The sequence below is a fragment of the Actinomadura sp. NPDC000929 genome, assembly GCF_040492065.1.
In the GTDB taxonomy this organism is placed as follows: domain Bacteria; phylum Actinomycetota; class Actinomycetes; order Streptosporangiales; family Streptosporangiaceae; genus Spirillospora; species Spirillospora verrucosospora.
In genome coordinates this window covers 1-14,789 of record NZ_JBEUPA010000180.1, presented here as the reverse complement: position 1 = coordinate 14,789, position 14,789 = coordinate 1, and the positions used below count along the sequence as shown (strand labels likewise).

At 73.4% G+C, this 14,789-nt stretch carries 13 protein-coding genes, 2 pseudogenes and 1 riboswitch; of the genes and pseudogenes, 8 read left to right on the top strand and 7 right to left on the bottom strand.

From position 1 onward, the window contains the following. The 3 genes and pseudogenes from ABWI04_RS37420 to ABWI04_RS37410 all read left to right on the top strand — a co-directional run. A pseudogene (locus tag ABWI04_RS37420) lies at positions 1-686 on the top strand (type IV secretion system protein); the annotation flags it as partial. Continuing rightward, positions 686-1,327 (top strand): hypothetical protein, encoded by a 642-nt coding sequence (locus tag ABWI04_RS37415; protein WP_345177022.1) that lies wholly within the window; start codon positions 686-688, stop codon positions 1,325-1,327. The pseudogene ABWI04_RS37420 and the gene ABWI04_RS37415, both read left to right, overlap by 1 nt. After that, positions 1,324-2,382, top strand: coding sequence for a C40 family peptidase (locus ABWI04_RS37410; protein WP_353835335.1), 1,059 nt, complete (start codon positions 1,324-1,326; stop codon positions 2,380-2,382). Before ABWI04_RS37415 ends, ABWI04_RS37410 begins: the two co-directional genes overlap by 4 nt. Positions 2,383-2,395: 13 nt before the next feature. Here ABWI04_RS37410 and ABWI04_RS37405 read toward each other — a convergent pair whose 3' ends face one another. Then, complete coding sequence (locus ABWI04_RS37405) at positions 2,396-2,899, bottom strand: MarR family winged helix-turn-helix transcriptional regulator (RefSeq protein WP_345177027.1); 504 nt, start codon at positions 2,897-2,899, stop codon at positions 2,396-2,398. Between the two features lie 61 nt (positions 2,900-2,960). Here ABWI04_RS37405 and ABWI04_RS37400 point away from each other — a divergent pair, with 61 nt between their 5' ends. Genes ABWI04_RS37400 through ABWI04_RS37390 form a run of 3 tightly spaced genes read left to right on the top strand, consistent with a single transcriptional unit; the run spans position 2,961 to position 5,474 of the window. Continuing rightward, positions 2,961-4,247, top strand: a complete 1,287-nt coding sequence (locus ABWI04_RS37400) for an amidohydrolase family protein (RefSeq protein ID WP_353835334.1) — start codon at positions 2,961-2,963, stop codon at positions 4,245-4,247. 29 nt (positions 4,248-4,276) lie between these two features. Further along, positions 4,277-5,059 (top strand): Mut7-C RNAse domain-containing protein, encoded by a 783-nt coding sequence (locus ABWI04_RS37395; RefSeq protein ID WP_378188490.1) that lies wholly within the window; start codon positions 4,277-4,279, stop codon positions 5,057-5,059. Between the two features lie 28 nt (positions 5,060-5,087). Beyond that, positions 5,088-5,474, top strand: a complete 387-nt coding sequence (locus ABWI04_RS37390; protein WP_353835336.1) for a (deoxy)nucleoside triphosphate pyrophosphohydrolase — start codon at positions 5,088-5,090, stop codon at positions 5,472-5,474. Here the strand turns inward: ABWI04_RS37390 and ABWI04_RS37385 are convergent. Then, positions 5,471-6,487: a C40 family peptidase gene (locus tag ABWI04_RS37385; RefSeq protein ID WP_345177034.1), complete on the bottom strand. Its 1,017-nt coding sequence runs from the start codon at positions 6,485-6,487 to the stop codon at positions 5,471-5,473. The genes ABWI04_RS37390 and ABWI04_RS37385 overlap by 4 nt on opposite strands. Positions 6,488-6,494: 7 nt before the next feature. Further along, positions 6,495-6,626: riboswitch (cyclic di-AMP (ydaO/yuaA leader) on the bottom strand. Positions 6,627-6,817: 191 nt separating this feature from the next. Here ABWI04_RS37385 and typA point away from each other — a divergent pair. Beyond that, entirely contained in the window at positions 6,818-8,671 is a 1,854-nt protein-coding gene (gene typA / locus ABWI04_RS37380) for a translational GTPase TypA (RefSeq protein ID WP_353835333.1), read from the top strand. Between the two features lie 70 nt (positions 8,672-8,741). Here the strand turns inward: typA and ABWI04_RS37375 are convergent, their stop codons facing one another. Then, positions 8,742-9,134, bottom strand: coding sequence for an FHA domain-containing protein (locus tag ABWI04_RS37375; RefSeq protein ID WP_345177037.1), 393 nt, complete (start codon positions 9,132-9,134; stop codon positions 8,742-8,744). Positions 9,135-9,185: 51 nt separating this feature from the next. Here ABWI04_RS37375 and ABWI04_RS37370 point away from each other — a divergent pair, with 51 nt between their 5' ends. Next, positions 9,186-10,163 carry a hypothetical protein gene (locus tag ABWI04_RS37370; protein WP_353835332.1) on the top strand — a complete coding sequence of 326 codons (978 nt, stop codon included), beginning with the start codon at positions 9,186-9,188 and terminating at the stop codon, positions 10,161-10,163. On the opposite strand, the gene ABWI04_RS37365 is transcribed toward ABWI04_RS37370, so the two are convergent. From ABWI04_RS37365 to ABWI04_RS37350, 4 genes and pseudogenes are all read right to left on the bottom strand, one after another. Beyond that, positions 10,067-10,759 (bottom strand): 4Fe-4S single cluster domain-containing protein, encoded by a 693-nt coding sequence (locus ABWI04_RS37365; protein ID WP_353835331.1) that lies wholly within the window; start codon positions 10,757-10,759, stop codon positions 10,067-10,069. The two genes, ABWI04_RS37370 and ABWI04_RS37365, sit on opposite strands and share 97 nt — an antisense overlap. Before the next feature lie 71 nt (positions 10,760-10,830). Beyond that, positions 10,831-12,744: an AAA family ATPase gene (locus tag ABWI04_RS37360; protein WP_353835330.1), complete on the bottom strand. Its 1,914-nt coding sequence runs from the start codon at positions 12,742-12,744 to the stop codon at positions 10,831-10,833. Positions 12,745-12,782: 38 nt separating this feature from the next. Then, positions 12,783-13,907: a response regulator receiver protein gene (locus ABWI04_RS37355; RefSeq protein ID WP_353835329.1), complete on the bottom strand. Its 1,125-nt coding sequence runs from the start codon at positions 13,905-13,907 to the stop codon at positions 12,783-12,785. Then, positions 13,904-14,789 (bottom strand): annotated as a pseudogene (locus tag ABWI04_RS37350) (serine/threonine protein kinase); the annotation flags it as partial. The pseudogene ABWI04_RS37350 and the gene ABWI04_RS37355, both read right to left, overlap by 4 nt.

Genomic DNA, 14,789 nt, shown 5'->3' with positions numbered 1-14,789 from the left:
CGCAGGGGCGGTCCAGGCGCGGCGCTCCTCCGCTGAACCTGCCGACCAGGGCGGGCGCGCTCGGCGACCGCCGCACGGACGGCGCCAGGGCCGCCGCCGTCAGGCCCGGCGGCGTCACCGTCGCGAAGGGCGACGGTGAGGACGCCGGAAGCGGGGGCGGGAGCGGCAAGGGCACTGTCCGCCCGACGTCCTGGACGGGCCGCGGCGGCACCGGCGGCGGCGTCTCCGGTGGCGGCGGTTCGGGCGGCAGCGGCGGTTCGGGCGGCGGCTCCGGCGGCTCCGGCGGTGGCGGTGGTTCCGGTGGTTCCGGTGGCGGTTCGGGTGGTTCCGGCGGTGGCGGCGGCTGGTTCGGCGGCGGCGGTGGACGCTCGTCCGGCTCCGCCGCTCGCGGTCGCGGGCGCTCGGGCGGCGGCTCGGGTGGTTCCGGTGGTTCCGGCGGTGGTTCCGGCGGTGGCGGCGGCTGGTTCGGCGGCGGCAACGGCGGTTCGGGCGGCGGGTCCGGGAATGTCCCCCGGCAGCGCGGCCGAGGCGGCGGTGGGGGCGCGAAGCCCTCGCGTCCCGAGCCGGGCGGGCGGCAGGAGCCCCCGCCGCTGTGGGGCAGGGGCGGCTCCAACGCGAGCCCGCCGATCCCGTTCTGGCTGCGTCCGGTCGACCGCCGGTCGGGTGAGTCGGACCGGGACGAGTGATGAACCTGAACGACCGGCGGCGCAAGCTGCTGTTCGCGGGGCTCGTCGTCCTGCTCACGGCGGTCGGCGTCTACCTGACGGTGGCCTCCCCCTCGGGCGGGTCCGGCGACGAGCCGGAGGCCCGCCCGAGCGCGGCGGTGTCGCAGGGGCCGCAGGCCCCCGCGTCCCCGCCGCCGGGGATCCAGAGCACCGTCGACCCGAACGACTTCGACGTCTACCGGCTGCTGCCGTTCTCCCGGCAGGAGTTCGCCACGGCGGCCGACCTGGCGCAGCGGTTCGTCGCGGCCTACGGGACGTACCGCTACGACGAGGCCCCCCAGACCTACATGGCGCGCTTCGCCGGCCTGGCCACCTCCGACCTCGGGCAGCGGCTCGGCCAGGGCGTGGCGACGCCCGGGATGGTGGAGGAGCGCAGGCGCGAGCGGCTCGTCGCGCAGGGCACGGCGTCCCTCGACCAGGTCCGCGACATCGAGAACAACTCGATCATCTTTCTGGTGACCGGCCGGCAGCAGGTCACCAAGAACGGGCGGACCGGCAGCGACAGCAAGCAGTACGCGGTGACCGTGACGAGGGACGGCGGTTCGCTGAGGGTCTACTCGTTCGAGCCCGCCGACGCGGGACAGGCGGGTGACACGGGATGAGTCCGCGGAGGTTGCTGCTCGTCGGCGCTCTCGGCGTCGCCGCGGTGATGTTCGTGGCGCTGGTGTTCGTCCCGATCCTGTTCGGCGCGAGCCAGTTCCTGTTCGGCGGCGGGATCGGCGGTGGCGGCGGCTGCGTGAACGTCGCCGGCGCCGGCGCGCAGCCCGCGGCGGCCGCCGACGCGAAGTCCGTCCCGGTCGACTACCTGAAGCTGTACAAGGAGGCGGGCAGGAAGTACGGCATCCCCTGGAACGTCCTGGCGGGCGTCGGCAAGGTCGAGACCGACCACGGCAGGTCGACGATGCCGGGCGTCTCCAGCGGGGAGAACTACGCGGGCGCGGGCGGTCCGATGCAGTTCCTGGACGCGACGTTCAAGGCGTTCGCGGTGGACGGCGACAAGGACGGCAAGAAGGACCGTTACGACCCGGCGGACGCCATCCCGACGGCCGCCGCCTACCTCAAGCACAACGGCGCCCCGGAGCGGATGCGCACCGCGATCTTCCAGTACAACCACTCGTGGGACTACGTGGACCTCGTCCTGGACTGGGCGAAGCGCTACGTCGGCGGCGATTTCAAGCCCGTCCAGGCGAACGGGATCAACTGCGAGGACAACGAGCTGCCCGCCAATGTCGGCGCCCTCGTCAAGACGATCATCGCGTTCGCGATGGCGCAGCGCGGCAAGCCCTACGTGTTCGGGGCGAACGGCCCGGACGCCTACGACTGCTCCAGCCTGATCCAGGCCGCCTACCGCCAGGTCGGGCTGAACCTCCCGCGCACGACGTTCGAGCAGTGGCCGTTCGGGGTGAAGATCGCCAAGGGCAAGGAGCAGCCCGGCGACCTGGTGTTCTTCAACTCCGGTCCCGGGACGTCGCCCGACAATCCCGGCCACGTCGGGATGGTGATCGGCGGCGGCAAGATGATCGTCGCGAGCTGCTCGGCGTGCGTGCCCGCGATCGGCGTGAAGACCTACAAGAAGCCGAACTGGGTCGGGGTGACGCGCCCGCTCGCGCGGCCGGACTTCAAGAAGAAGGTGGCCGAGCTGGCCGCGCGCCGGTAGCGGCCCGGCGGGGTCAGCGCAACCGGCGCCGGCCCACGACGAGCACGATCTCGCGCAGCGCGTCGGCGGCGGCCCGCACGTCCTCCGGCGGCACCCGGGCCAGCACCTCCTCGTGCGCCACCCCCGACGCGACCAGGGCCTGCTCGGTGACGCGCAGCCCGTCCGCGGTCAGCTGGACGAAGCGGCTGCGCGCGTCGCCCGCGTTGGCCTCGCGCTCCACGTAGCCGGCCTTCTGGAGCCGCTGCAGGACGTTGCTCGTCCCGCCCGAGGTGAGGAACGCCGACCGCGTGAGCTCGCTCGGCCTCAGCCGGTACGGCTCGCCCTCCCGGCGCAGCACGGTCAGCACTTCGAACTCGGCGTAGGTGAGGCCGAGTTCGGCCAGCGGGCCCCGGAGCGCCTGCTGCACCAGCGTGGCGACGCGCCCCGCGCGCTTGCTCAGTTCCAGCATCGCGACGAACGGCTCGGTCAGGCCGTCCCGCCGCCACGCGTCGGCCAGGTCATCGATGTCGTCCCGCACGCCCCGAGCGTACTCGCTCGACTGATTGCTTTTCGTAAAGCTATCTTTTAAGCTTTCGTCCATGGCAAATTCTCTGCTGCTCACGAACGGCCTCGTCATCGACACCGCGCCCGAACCGACCGTGCTGGGAACCGCCGACGTGCTCGTCGAGGACGGCCGCATCGCCGCGGTCGGCCCGGACCTGGCCGCGCCGGACGGCGCCGAGACCATGGACGCGACCGGCCGCATCGTCATGCCGGGCTTCGTCGACACCCACCGGCACACCTGGCAGGCCGGGATCCGCGCGGCCCTGCCGGACGGCACGCTCCACGCCTACCTGCAGCGCGTCCTCGGCGAGCTGGCGCCCCGGTACCGGCCGGGCGACGTGTTCGCCGGGACGCTCGCCGGGTCCCTGGAGTGCCTCGACTCCGGGATCACGACGCTGGTCGACTGGTCGCACATCCAGCTCAGCGAGGGCCACACCGAGGCGAACATCGCGGCGCTGCGGGCGTCCGGCATCAGGGCGGTGTTCGGGTACTGCTACGGCGGCGACGGCGGCCTCGACGCGCTCGCCGCCGAGACCGGCCGCGTCCACCGCGAGCACTTCGGGTCCGGCGGCCAGGTCACGATGGCGATGGCGGCGCTCGGCCCCGAGATCGGGGGCGACGAGCGCGCTCTCGCCGAGTGGCGGACGGCCCGCGAGCTCGGGCTGCCGGTCACGGCGCACCTGGGCGGCCACGGCGCCGAGAGCGCCGCGCGCGGCCTGGCGTTCCTCGACGCCAACGGACTGATGGACCACCCGGCCACGTACGTGCACGCCAACTTCTACACCGACGAGGAGCTGAAGCGGATCGCCGGAAGCGGCGGGACGGTGTCCGCCGCCCCCGCCATCGAGGCGGCGCTGGACATCGGCGCCCCGCCCACCGGGCGCGCCCGCGCCGCCGGCGTCCCGACCGGGCTCGGCGCCGACACGGTCACCTCCGGCCCCGGCGACATGTTCAGCATCATGCGCGCCGCCTACGTCCTCGAACGGGGGCGCCCGGACGGCGCCGGCCTCGGCTTCACCGTCGCCGACGCGCTGCGGACGGCCACGATCGAGGGCGCCGAGGTCGCGGGGCTCGCGGACGTCACCGGATCGCTGACCCCCGGCAAGCAGGCCGACCTGCTCGTCCTGCGCACCGACACCTTCGGCCTCGCGGCGGCGCACGACCCCGTCGCGGCCGTGGTCCTGTCAGCGGACACGCGTAACGTCGACACCGTCCTGGTCGGCGGACGCGTGGTCAAGCGCGGGGGAGCGCTGGTCGGCTACGACGTCCCCGCCCTCCTGGCGTCCCTCGCGGACTCCGCCGCGCACGTGACAGCGGCCTGAACCGGGGAGAATCGTCGGCCGCGCGTGGCATGCTGATCGGCGTGGAGTCCGAGATAACGATCCGCGTCGCCGACGAGCTGCTGATGTTCCTGCCCGCGACCCGGCGGGAGTCCCCGGCGCGGGTCCCCTACGACGGGACCTCGACGCTGGGGCACCTCGTGGAGTCGCTGGGCGTCCCCCTGCCCGAGGCGGGCCCGATGACCGCCGACGGCGAGCCCGCCGGGCCCGGCGCCCGCCCCGCCGCCGGGGCCGAGGTGCGCGTGGCCGCGGTCCCGCGCCCCCAGCCCGTGCCGCTGGACCCGGGCCAGGTCGCCCCCCGCTTCCTCCTGGACGTGCACCTCGGCACGCTGGCCCGGCGCATGCGCCTGCTCGGCCTCGACACCGCCTACCACAACGACATGGACGACCCGGCGCTCGTCGTCCAGGCCAACGAGGAGCGCCGCGTCCTGCTCACGCAGGACCGCGGCCTCCTGCGCCGCCGCGCGCTGTGGTTCGGCGCCTACGTCCGCGGCTCGCGCCCCGACGACCAGCTCCGCGACCTGCTCGACCGCTTCGCGCCCGTCCTGCGCCCGTGGACGCGCTGCACCGCCTGCAACGGCGAGCTCGTCCCGGTCGACAAGCAGGAGATCGAGCGCGAGCTCCAGTCGGGCACGCGCCGCAGCTACGACGTGTACGGCCGCTGCGCGGTCTGCGGGCAGGTGTACTGGCGCGGGGCGCACGGCGACCACCTGGAGGAGATCGTCCGCGACGCGACGCGTCTGGTCGACTCCCTCAGGCGGGACGGAACCGGACGGACCGGCGCCGCGGTCTGATCACGAACACGGAGAGGAGCTGGTCGCGATCGATCTCGTGGTGGTGGGGGCGGCGATCCTCGCGGAGGGGCGGCTGCTGGCCGCCCAGCGCGCCGAGCCGCCGCACATGGCGGGCGGCTGGGAGCTTCCCGGCGGCAAGGTCGACCCCGGAGAGTCGGACGAGGACGCCCTGGTGCGCGAGTGCCACGAGGAACTGGCCGTGAAGGTACGCCTGGGCCGCCGCGTGGGCGGCGACTGGCGCCTCAGCGGACGCGCCGTCCTCCGCGTCTGGACGGCCGAGCTGGTAGAAGGCGAGCCGCAAGCCCTGGAGCACCTGCAACTCCGCTGGCTGGCGCCCTCAGAGCTCCACGACGTCAACTGGCTCCCCGGCGACCGCCCGGCAGTAGACCTCCTGGCCGCCCAAGGCCTCGGCTAGGAAATCCTATTCGCGCCTGCGAAGTCGGAGCGGTCGGAGAGTTTGGAGATCTTGACCACGTCGCCGGTCTGGGGGGCGTGGAGGTACTTGCCGTCGCCCAGGTAGATGCCCATGTGGTGCAGGTTGCTGCCGAAGTACACCAGGTCGCCGGAGCGGAGGGCGCCGCGGGAGACCTTCGTTCCCATGGCGAACAGGTCGCCGGTGTAGTGCGGGAGGCCGGGCTTGCCGACCTGGGCGTAGGCCCAGACGACGAGGCCCGAGCAGTCGAAGCTGCTCGGTCCGGCGGCGGCCCACACGTACGGGGAGCCGAGCTTGGTGAGCGCCTTGCGGGCCATCTTGGCGGGCAGGCCGGAGCCCTTCACGGTGGCGCTGAGGCCGGTGCGCGGGTCGCTCGCGTGGGTGGTGGTCAGCTTGTCGAGGCGCTTCATCACCTCGGAGACCTTGGCCTTGGCGGCCTCGCGCGCCTGCTTGGCGTCGTCCCAGGCCTTCTTGACCTGGGCGGTCTTGGCCTTGGCGGTGCGCTCCGCGGCGTCGGCCTGGTCGATCTGCTTCTTCAGGGCGAGGACGGCGGTGGCCTGGCTCTGCGCCAGGTAGGCGCGGTCGGACAGCCCCTCGGGGGAGGCGCCGGAGCCGAAGAGGACGTCGGGGCCGCCGGCCATGTAGTTCGCGGCGGCCAGGCTGCCGAGCTTCTGGCGGGCGGGTTCGGCGAGGGCGCGCAGCCGCTCGGCCTCCCGGGTGGCGTCCTGTTCGGCCTTGCGGGCCTTGGTGAACTCGACGCGGGCCTTGTTGAACTTCTCCGTGAGGATCTCGGCCTCTTCGTTCAGCGCGTCGAGGCTCTTGCGCAGGCCCTTCTCCGTCGTCGGCGTGGGGCTCGGCGCCGTGGGCGCGGAGGCGGGCCGGAACGGCTGGGCGGCGTGGGCGAGGTCCGGCGCGGTGGCGCCGAGACCGATCAGGAGCAGGGTGGCGGTGGCGGTGGGCAGAACGCGACGCCGCCGGGGGGAATCCGGAGCCAAGCCGGTGTTCTCCTCTCCTCGTACGCCTACCGGGTTAGCTGACGGGTTCGGGCCAGGAGTCGCCCTACGACGAGCGTCGATTCACCCCGAGGGTGGTGGGTCCCCGGTTCTCCCGCGGGAGATTCGGCGTTCCGGCCGCAGTCCCCTGGGGGCGGGACTCCGGACGACCGGATCTCGGGCAGATTACAAAGGATGCGCAAAGTTGGCCAATCGAGGTCCGTGTGACCGATGGGGCGAACGACTCGGAGTGGGTGGTACGCACGGCCAAGTAGAATGGGTACGGCCGCACGTCTGCGGCGACTCCCGAACTCTCACGCAAGGCGAACCCGCATGCCCATCTCCACGCGCGACGACCTCCGTAACGTCGCGATCGTCGCCCACGTCGACCATGGCAAGACGACGCTGGTCGACGCCATGCTCTGGCAGTCCGGGGCCTTCCGCGAGAACCAGGACGTCGACGACCGCGTGCTCGACTCCAACGACCTGGAGCGCGAGAAGGGGATCACCATCCTCGCGAAGAACACCGCGGTCCTGCACAACGGCCTGACGATCAACATCATCGACACCCCGGGGCACGCCGACTTCGGCGGCGAGGTCGAGCGCGGCCTGTCCATGGTGGACGGCGTCGTCCTGCTGGTCGACGCCAGCGAGGGCCCGCTCCCGCAGACGCGCTTCGTGCTGCGCAAGGCGCTCGCCGCGCGGCTGCCGGTGATCCTGGTCGTGAACAAGACCGACCGCCCCGACGCGCGCATCGACGAGGTCGTGGACGAGACCTACGAGCTGTTCATGGACCTCGACGCCGACGAGGACCAGATCGACTTCCCGATCGTGTTCGCGTCCGGCCGCGCCGGGCGGGCCTCGCTCGACAAGCCCGCCGACGGCGCCATGCCCGGCAGCGAGGACCTGGAACCGCTGTTCAAGGTCATCACCGAGACGATCCCCGCGCCGTCCTACGACCCCGACGGCCCGCTCCAGGCGCACGTGACGAACCTGGACGCCTCCAGCTACCTCGGCCGGATCGCGCTGTGCCGCGTGCACGCCGGCACGATCAAGAAGGGCCAGCAGGTCGCCTGGTGCCGGCGCGACGGCAGCGTCGAGCGGGTGAAGATCACCGAGCTGATGATGACGGAGGCGCTCACCCGCAAGCCCGCGGACGAGGCCGGGCCCGGCGACATCATCGCCATCGCCGGCATCCCCGACATCATGATCGGTGAGACCCTCGCGGACCCGGACGACCCGCGCCCGCTGCCGCTGATCACGGTGGACGAGCCGGCGATCTCCATGACGATCGGCACCAACACCGGGCCGATGGCGGGCCGCGAGAAGGGCACCAAGGTCACCGCCCGGATGGTCAAGGACCGCCTCGACCGCGAGCTCGTCGGCAACGTGTCGATCCGGGTGCTGCCGACCGAGCGCCCCGACGCCTGGGAGGTGCAGGGCCGCGGCGAGCTGGCCCTGGCGATCCTGGTCGAGAACATGCGCCGCGAGGGCTACGAGCTGACCGTCGGCAAGCCGCAGGTCGTCACGCGGGAGATCGACGGCAAGAAGCACGAGCCGGTCGAGCGGCTCACCGTCGACATCCCCGAGGAGCACCTCGGCGCCGTCACGCAGCTGATGGCGGTCCGCAAGGGCCGCATGGAGCACATGACCAACCACGGGACGGGCTGGATCCGGATGGAGTTCCTCGTCCCGGCCCGCGGCCTGATCGGGTTCCGCACCGAGTTCATGACCGAGACGCGCGGCACCGGCATGGCGCACCACGTCTTCGAGGACTACGAGCCCTGGTTCGGCGAGCTGCGCACCCGTCCGTCCGGCTCGCTCGTCGCCGACCGGTCCGGCGCCGCCACCGCCTACGCCATCACGAACCTCCAGGAGCGCGGGACGTTCTTCGTCGGCCCGACCACCGAGGTGTACGAGGGCATGATCGTCGGGGAGAACTCCCGCGCCGACGACATGGACGTCAACATCACCAAGGAGAAGAAGCTCACGAACATGCGGTCGTCCACCGGCGACGAGCTGGAGCGGCTCACCCCGCCCCGCGCCCTGTCGCTGGAGGAGGCGCTGGAGTTCTGCCGCGAGGACGAGTGCGTCGAGGTCACCCCGACCGCCGTCCGCATCCGCAAGGTCGTCCTGGACGCCAAGGAGCGCGAGCGCACGCGGGCCCGCACCAAGCGCGCCGGCTGAGCGCCGAAGCCGAAAGGGGCGGCCCCGCGGTTCTCGGAACCGCGGGGCCGCCCCTTTTCGTGCGTGCCGCTCAGCTCAGCTGGACGGTGCCCGTGACGTCGGCGGCCAGGCGGAGCTGGTCGCCGTCGCGGAGCGGGGCGTCCACGCCGCGGGGGAGCCGCTCGCCGTTGACGAACGTCCCGTTGGTGGAGCCCTCGTCGCGCACCCAGGCCGTCCCGGACGGGTCGAGCCACACCGTCGAGTGGCGCCGCGACACGTTGTCGTACTGCGTGAACGTGGCCGCCACCGGCGACTGGCCCGCGTCCCGGCCGAGCACCAGGTGCTGGCCGACCGAGACCTTGAGCTCGCCCGTGGGGAACTGGACGCGCAGGACGGGCGTGCCCTTCTGCGGCAGCGGGCGCAGGCACGAGTCGCACTGCGCGGCGCCCGGGTTGCTCAGCACCGCCTCGCAGTACGGGCACATGAACGCCGTGCTGTCGGGCGCGGCCGACCGCTGCTGCCCCTGGTTGTGCTCGTGCGGCAGCAGCGTCGCCTCGCGGCCGTGCGGCAGCTGCGGCGACGGGCCTCCGTGCTGCGGCTGACCCCCGTGCTGCGGCTGGCCTCCGTGCTGGGGCTGGCCGTACTGGGGCTGCCCGTGCTGAGGCTGCCCGTACTGGTGGTCGGCCGGGCCGGGCTGCGGCGCGCCGTACTGGTCCTGCGGTGCGCCGTACTGGTCCTGTGGGGCGCCGTACTGCTGCTGCGGCTGGTACTGGTCCGGCTGCTGCTGTTGCGGCTGCGGCGCGCCCCACTGGTCCTGGGGCTGCTGCGGCGCGCCCCACGGGTCGGCGGGGGGCTGCTGCTGTTGCGGCTGCCCGTACTGCTGCTGCCCGTGCTGAGGCTGGCCCTGCTGCGGCTGCCCGTACGGGGGCTGGCCGGGCTGGCCCTGCCCGTGCTGACCCTGACCGTGCTGGTCATGGGACTGCTGGGGCATGGGCGGACCCCATGCGTCCGGCTGCTGCTGTTGCGGCTGCGGCGCGCCCCACTGGTCCTGGGGCTGCTGCGGCGCGCCCCAGGGGTCGGCGGGGGGCTGCTGCTGTTGCGGCTGCCCGTACTGCTGCTGCCCGTGCTGAGGCTGGCCGTACTGCGGCTGCCCATGCTGGGGCTGGCCGGGCTGGCCCTGCCCGTGCTGACCCTGACCGTGCTGAGGCTGCCCGTACTGGTGGTCGGCCGGGCCGGGCTGCGGGCCGCCGTACTGCTGGCCCCCCTGCTGCGGCCCCGGCGGCGGGGGTATCCGCTGCGGTTCGTACCCGCCCGGGCCCTGCTGGTGAGCGCCGCCACCGGCGCGCGCCAGGTTGGCCCCGCAGCTCATGCAGAGCAGATCGCCCGGCTGGAACGGCTCGTCGCAGACCGGACAGTTCAAGGTCGCCATGACACATCCCCCGAGCGCACCCCGGCGCGGTCGAGCCTCGACGTGAGGTGCTCCATGTCACCTCTTCGCGGGATCCCGATGTAGTACACCCGCTTTCCCTCCGGCCCTTCGTCCACGGACACCTGTACTCGGGGCCCTCTTCCTTCAGTGTCACCGATCGCTTCAGTGTCACCGACGCCGGCCACTGCCCCGTACCGCTCGCGTCCCAGGGGGGACACCGGCACGACACGCTGGTTGGCCGACCCCCTCCAGAGTAGGGAGCCGTCCGCGGGGTGTCGCCCCCCAGGGTTGAGCCGGTCGACGTACGGCCCGGTGACCACGGCGTCACACATGTCGACGATCTCGCGCGTCACAGCGGCGCGCGAGAGTCGAGAGTAGACATATCCGCTGTAAACCAATATGTCCAACGCAATCGTCTCACGGTCGCGGGTCTCCCGCCACGCGCGGATCCCCCGCACCAGGGCCGCCAGCGCGGCCGGCTGCTGGAACGGTTCGCCGCCCGAGATGGTCACCCCGTCGACCGGTTCGGGAAGGGACGCGAGCCATCCTAGGACCGCTTCGACGGGGATGGCCCGGCCCGGGTCGGCGTCCCACGTGTCGCGGGAGAGGCACCCGTTGCAGTGCAGCGTGCAGCCCTGCGTCCAGATGCCCGCCCGCGTCCCCGGGCCGAGTGTGGTCACCGGGTAGTGCGCCTTGGCGAGCAGGAGCGTCTCGCCGGCGCCGTCTCCGGCCGCCGGGGGACGGCCCGCGCTCACTGGAGGTCCAGGTGCACGATGCTGCCCTCGCGCCGGATCCCCGTGACGGTGACCTTCTCGTCCGGGACGAGCTCCCGGTCGAAGAGCGCGCGCGCCAGCGGGTTGACGAAGTGGGACTCCAGCGCCATGCCGATGCCGCGCCCGCCCTTGGCGAGCTCCTCCGTGCACCACTCGCGGAGCGTCTGGAGCGCGTCCCCCTTCACGGCGAGGACGAGCCGGTGCTCCTCGGTGACCCGCCGGCAGATGTTCGCGAACTGCAGGTCGAAGATCTTGTGCGCGGCCTCGCCGGAGATGAAGTCGAACACCACGATGTTGTCGCCGAACCGGTTCAGCAGCTCCGGCCGGTTCAGCACCGTCGTGAAGTGGTCGGCGACGGCGCCCTTGATGCGCTGCTCGACCTGCTCGTAGGACATCCCGGGTGTGATGTTCTGCACACGGTCAGGGGCCCCGTACGCGGCCCCGTCGCGGGTCGTGAGGTCGCGTCCCGGCACGAACATCCCCAGGTTGGAGGTGAAGATGAGGATCGACTCGGAGAAGTGGACGGTGTTGCCGCGCCCGTCGGTGAGCCGCCCGTCCTCCAGGATCTGCAGGAACTTGTCCAGGATCCGCGGGTGCGCCTTCTCGATCTCGTCGAAGAGGATCACCCGGAACGGGTCCTCCCGGACGGCGTTGGTGAGCTCGCCGCCGGCCTCGTGCCCCACGTACCCGGGCGGCGACCCGATCAGCCGGTCGCCGGAGCCCTCGCCGGAGAACTCGCTCATGTCGAAGCGCAGGTAGGCCGACTCGTCGCCGAAGACCAGCTCGGTGATGGCCTTGGCCAGCTCCGTCTTGCCGGTGCCGGTCGGGCCCGCGAAGAACAGCACCCCGCGCGGCCGGCTGCCCGACCTGGTCGCCTGCGCGCCCGACAGCCCGAGCACCGCCCGCTTGAGGATGTCCAGCGTCTTCGTGACCGCCTGCGGCTGCCCGATCACCCGCTCGGGGACGCGCTTCTCGCCCTCCAGCACCCGGCGCCGCAGGTGCCCGCGGCTCCACGGGTTGTCGAGCACGCCCAGCTTGTAGGTGCGGACCGCGTCCGGCAGGTCGGCGAGGTCGACGTTGCGCTCCTTCGCCAGCCGGGTCACCTCGATCATCGACTGGAGGGTCAGCCCGTCGGCCTGCTCGGCGAACGCGTCGCACGCCGCGGCCGCCACCTCGTCCGACCCGACGTCGCTCACCCCGAACGCGCGGGCCAGCAGCCGCGCCGTCTCCTGCCGGTCGCCGAGGTGCGGGCGCGGGATCGTGATCTCGCGGATGTTCTCGTTGTCGGCCGTCAGCCACGGCGGCAGGTCGCCCGGCCGCTCCACCAGCCAGACGACCGGGTTGTAGAGCGGCTTCGGCCGCGCCCCCGTCACCCGGACGGGGCGCGCGCTGCGCGACAGCTTCGCGCAGAACCGGAAGAAGTCGCGCTCGGCCGGCTCCAGGTCGGTCGGGGTCCGGGCGATGCGCGACGCCGAGTCGATCACGAACGCGGCGCGGACGTTCTCCTGCGGCCGGGCGACCGCGGCCAGGTGCCGCGTCAGCCCCTCCAGCGAGGGCTTCTCGTCCGCCTTGACCTTGCCGAGCAGCGACTCCGCCGCCGCCGCGGCCTCGTCCCCGGACGGCTCGTTAGGGCCCGGGACGATCTGCAGCCCGTCCACCGGGTCGTAGACGGCCATGAAGGCCGCGCCGCTGGAGCGCAGCGTCTCCCACAGCAGCGCCCGCAGGGGCAGCAGCACCGCCGGGCCGCCGTCCGACGAGGGAGCCAGGAAGCTGTCGTGCAGGTTGCCCGACAGGACGTACTGGGAGTGCACCGAGAGGGTCGCGTCCAGCTCCCGGATGAACGGCGGCCAACCCAGCAGCCGGCCCCCGAGGGTCGGCGAATCAATGCTCATCTAGTCACTCCACTCCGTCCGAGCGCCCCCTGCACACCTCACTTGTGACGCTCGCGGGAGCGTTCGCGTTGGGCGGCACGGCCCCTAGTCTGCCGTGCCTCCGCCGAAACGGGCAGCTCACGCACTCCGGGCTCCAGCCGCCACGCCACGTCCGAGCGGATCCCCTCGCCGGCCAGGCGCTCGCGCGCCGCCTCGAACGCCTCGCACCACTCCTGTTCCCGCTCGACGTCCACCCGGCGGTCGTCCTCGCTCTCGGCGGGCCGCTCGCGCACCATCGAGGCGCGCACGTGCGCGGCGTCGTCCACGCGCATGCGGACGCTGTGGTCGGGCCAGGCGCCCTTGGTCAGCGTCACGGTGCCGTCCTCGGCCGTCAGCGTCTCGAACCCGGCCTGGACCTCGTACCCCATGTCCTCGAACGCGGCCGTGATCGAGTCGAGCACGTACCGGCGCTCGGCCTCGGCCTGCTCGGCGGCGTCGCGCTCGGCCGCCAGCCGCCGCTCCTCCTCCCGCCGCTCCCGGGTGCGGCGGTTGGCCTCCTGGATCCGCAGCCGCACCTCCTGCAGCACGCCCTCCGCGTCGGCCGGCGTCGCCGCGCCGGCCAGCAGCCGGGCCGCCTCGGCGACCGCACGCCGCTCCGCCTCCCCTGCGTCGGGCAGCAGCCGCACCATGATCCGTTCGAGGTGCTCGCGCACGTCGGCGGCCCGCGGCGGCGGCGAGCCGTCCCGCACGCCGGCCGCCAGCCCCTCGGCGGGGACGTCGAAGATCTGCGCGCCGACCTGGGCGGCGAGATGCTCGGAGAGGCGCCGTTCGGCCTCGTCCAGGACGGGGTCGGTCGCCGCGCACCAGGCGGTCAGCTCGGCGGCGGACCGCTCGGCCGGGTCGAGCCGGCCGGGCAGCGGCACCTCCGCACCGATCTTCGCGCGGGTCTCGGCGAGCGCGGCGATGCGCGCGTTGCGCTCCACCGTCTCGCGCAGCGCCCGCTCGTGCGTGCGGACCTCGGCGAGCGCCGCGGCGCGCGCCTCGGCGCGCCCGGCGGCGAGCGCGGCCAGCGCCTCCGCGCCGCGTCCGGCCAGGCCCGCGCCGTGCCCGAGCAGGCGGGTCATGCCGAGGCTGAGCACCACCGCCGCGTCCAGCGCGATGTCCGCGTCGATCCCGCTGCTCATGGGGTCCCTCCGATCGTCCGTGCCTGCCGCCAGTGGTGCAGCCGCACCCCGGCCGCGACGGCGTGCGCGGCGGGGACGGCGATGAGGACGAGGACCCACAGCAGGCTCGCGATGGACGTCACCGCCGCGAGCAGGAGGAGGAAGAGGAGCAGCGGCACCGTCGCGGCGGCGAGCACGCATCCGCAGCCGCGCCGCCCGGTCTGCCGCGCGGCGCCCGACATCGTCTGGGACGCCGTCGACAGCCCGCGGCCGCCCGCGCCGAGAATGCCCGAGAGCATCGCCCAGGGCCCGTGGGGGAGGTAGTCCGCGCCCTGTGCGCGCGCCGCGAGGACCTCGCTGCCGCACTGCACCGCCCAGGCGAGCACGGACACGACGGCCAGAACGCCGAAGGAGACGCCCGAAGAGGAACTGTGCAGGCCGACCGATGTCGTGCCGTCGTCGTTGCCGCCGCCGAACAGCGAGCCGATCATCCAGCTGCCCAGGAGCCAGAACAGCAGCAGCGGCGACGTCAGCGCGACCGCCTTCGCCATCGCGGCGCCGCGGCCGGCGAGCCGCTGCCGTTCGCGTTCGGCCCAGTGCGTGCGCAGCGCCTCGTCGCGCTGCTCGGCGGCGTGCCGCTCGCGCGTCCGCGACTCGCTCTCGGCCACGGCTTCGGGTGCGGCGCGGGCCACGGCGAGCAGCCGCAGCGGATCGTCGCCGGCACCGTCCACCATCCAGGTGAACCACGGCACCGGTTCGGAGACCGGCTCGCGGGCCCGTGCCGCGCCCTTGGCGATCAGCCGCCCGGTCTCGTCGGGACGCGCCGCCAGCGCGAGCAGGGCGAGCAGCACGGCGGGCGGCTCCTCCGCGCCGGCGTCGGGCAGCCGGCCGGCGAGGCCCGGC

Coding starts and splice junctions, on each gene's coding strand:
- ABWI04_RS37415 (WP_345177022.1), top strand. CDS start 686: ATGAACCTGAACGACCGGCGGCGCAAGCTGCTGTTCGCGGGGCTCGTC.
- ABWI04_RS37410 (WP_353835335.1), top strand. CDS start 1,324: ATGAGTCCGCGGAGGTTGCTGCTCGTCGGCGCTCTCGGCGTCGCCGCG.
- ABWI04_RS37400 (WP_353835334.1), top strand. CDS start 2,961: ATGGCAAATTCTCTGCTGCTCACGAACGGCCTCGTCATCGACACCGCG.
- ABWI04_RS37395 (WP_378188490.1), top strand. CDS start 4,277: ATGCTGATCGGCGTGGAGTCCGAGATAACGATCCGCGTCGCCGACGAG.
- typA (WP_353835333.1), top strand. CDS start 6,818: ATGCCCATCTCCACGCGCGACGACCTCCGTAACGTCGCGATCGTCGCC.
- ABWI04_RS37375 (WP_345177037.1), bottom strand. CDS start 9,134: ATGTGCCCGTACTGCGAGGCGGTGCTGAGCAACCCGGGCGCCGCGCAG.
- ABWI04_RS37360 (WP_353835330.1), bottom strand. CDS start 12,744: ATGAGCATTGATTCGCCGACCCTCGGGGGCCGGCTGCTGGGTTGGCCG.
- ABWI04_RS37355 (WP_353835329.1), bottom strand. CDS start 13,907: ATGAGCAGCGGGATCGACGCGGACATCGCGCTGGACGCGGCGGTGGTG.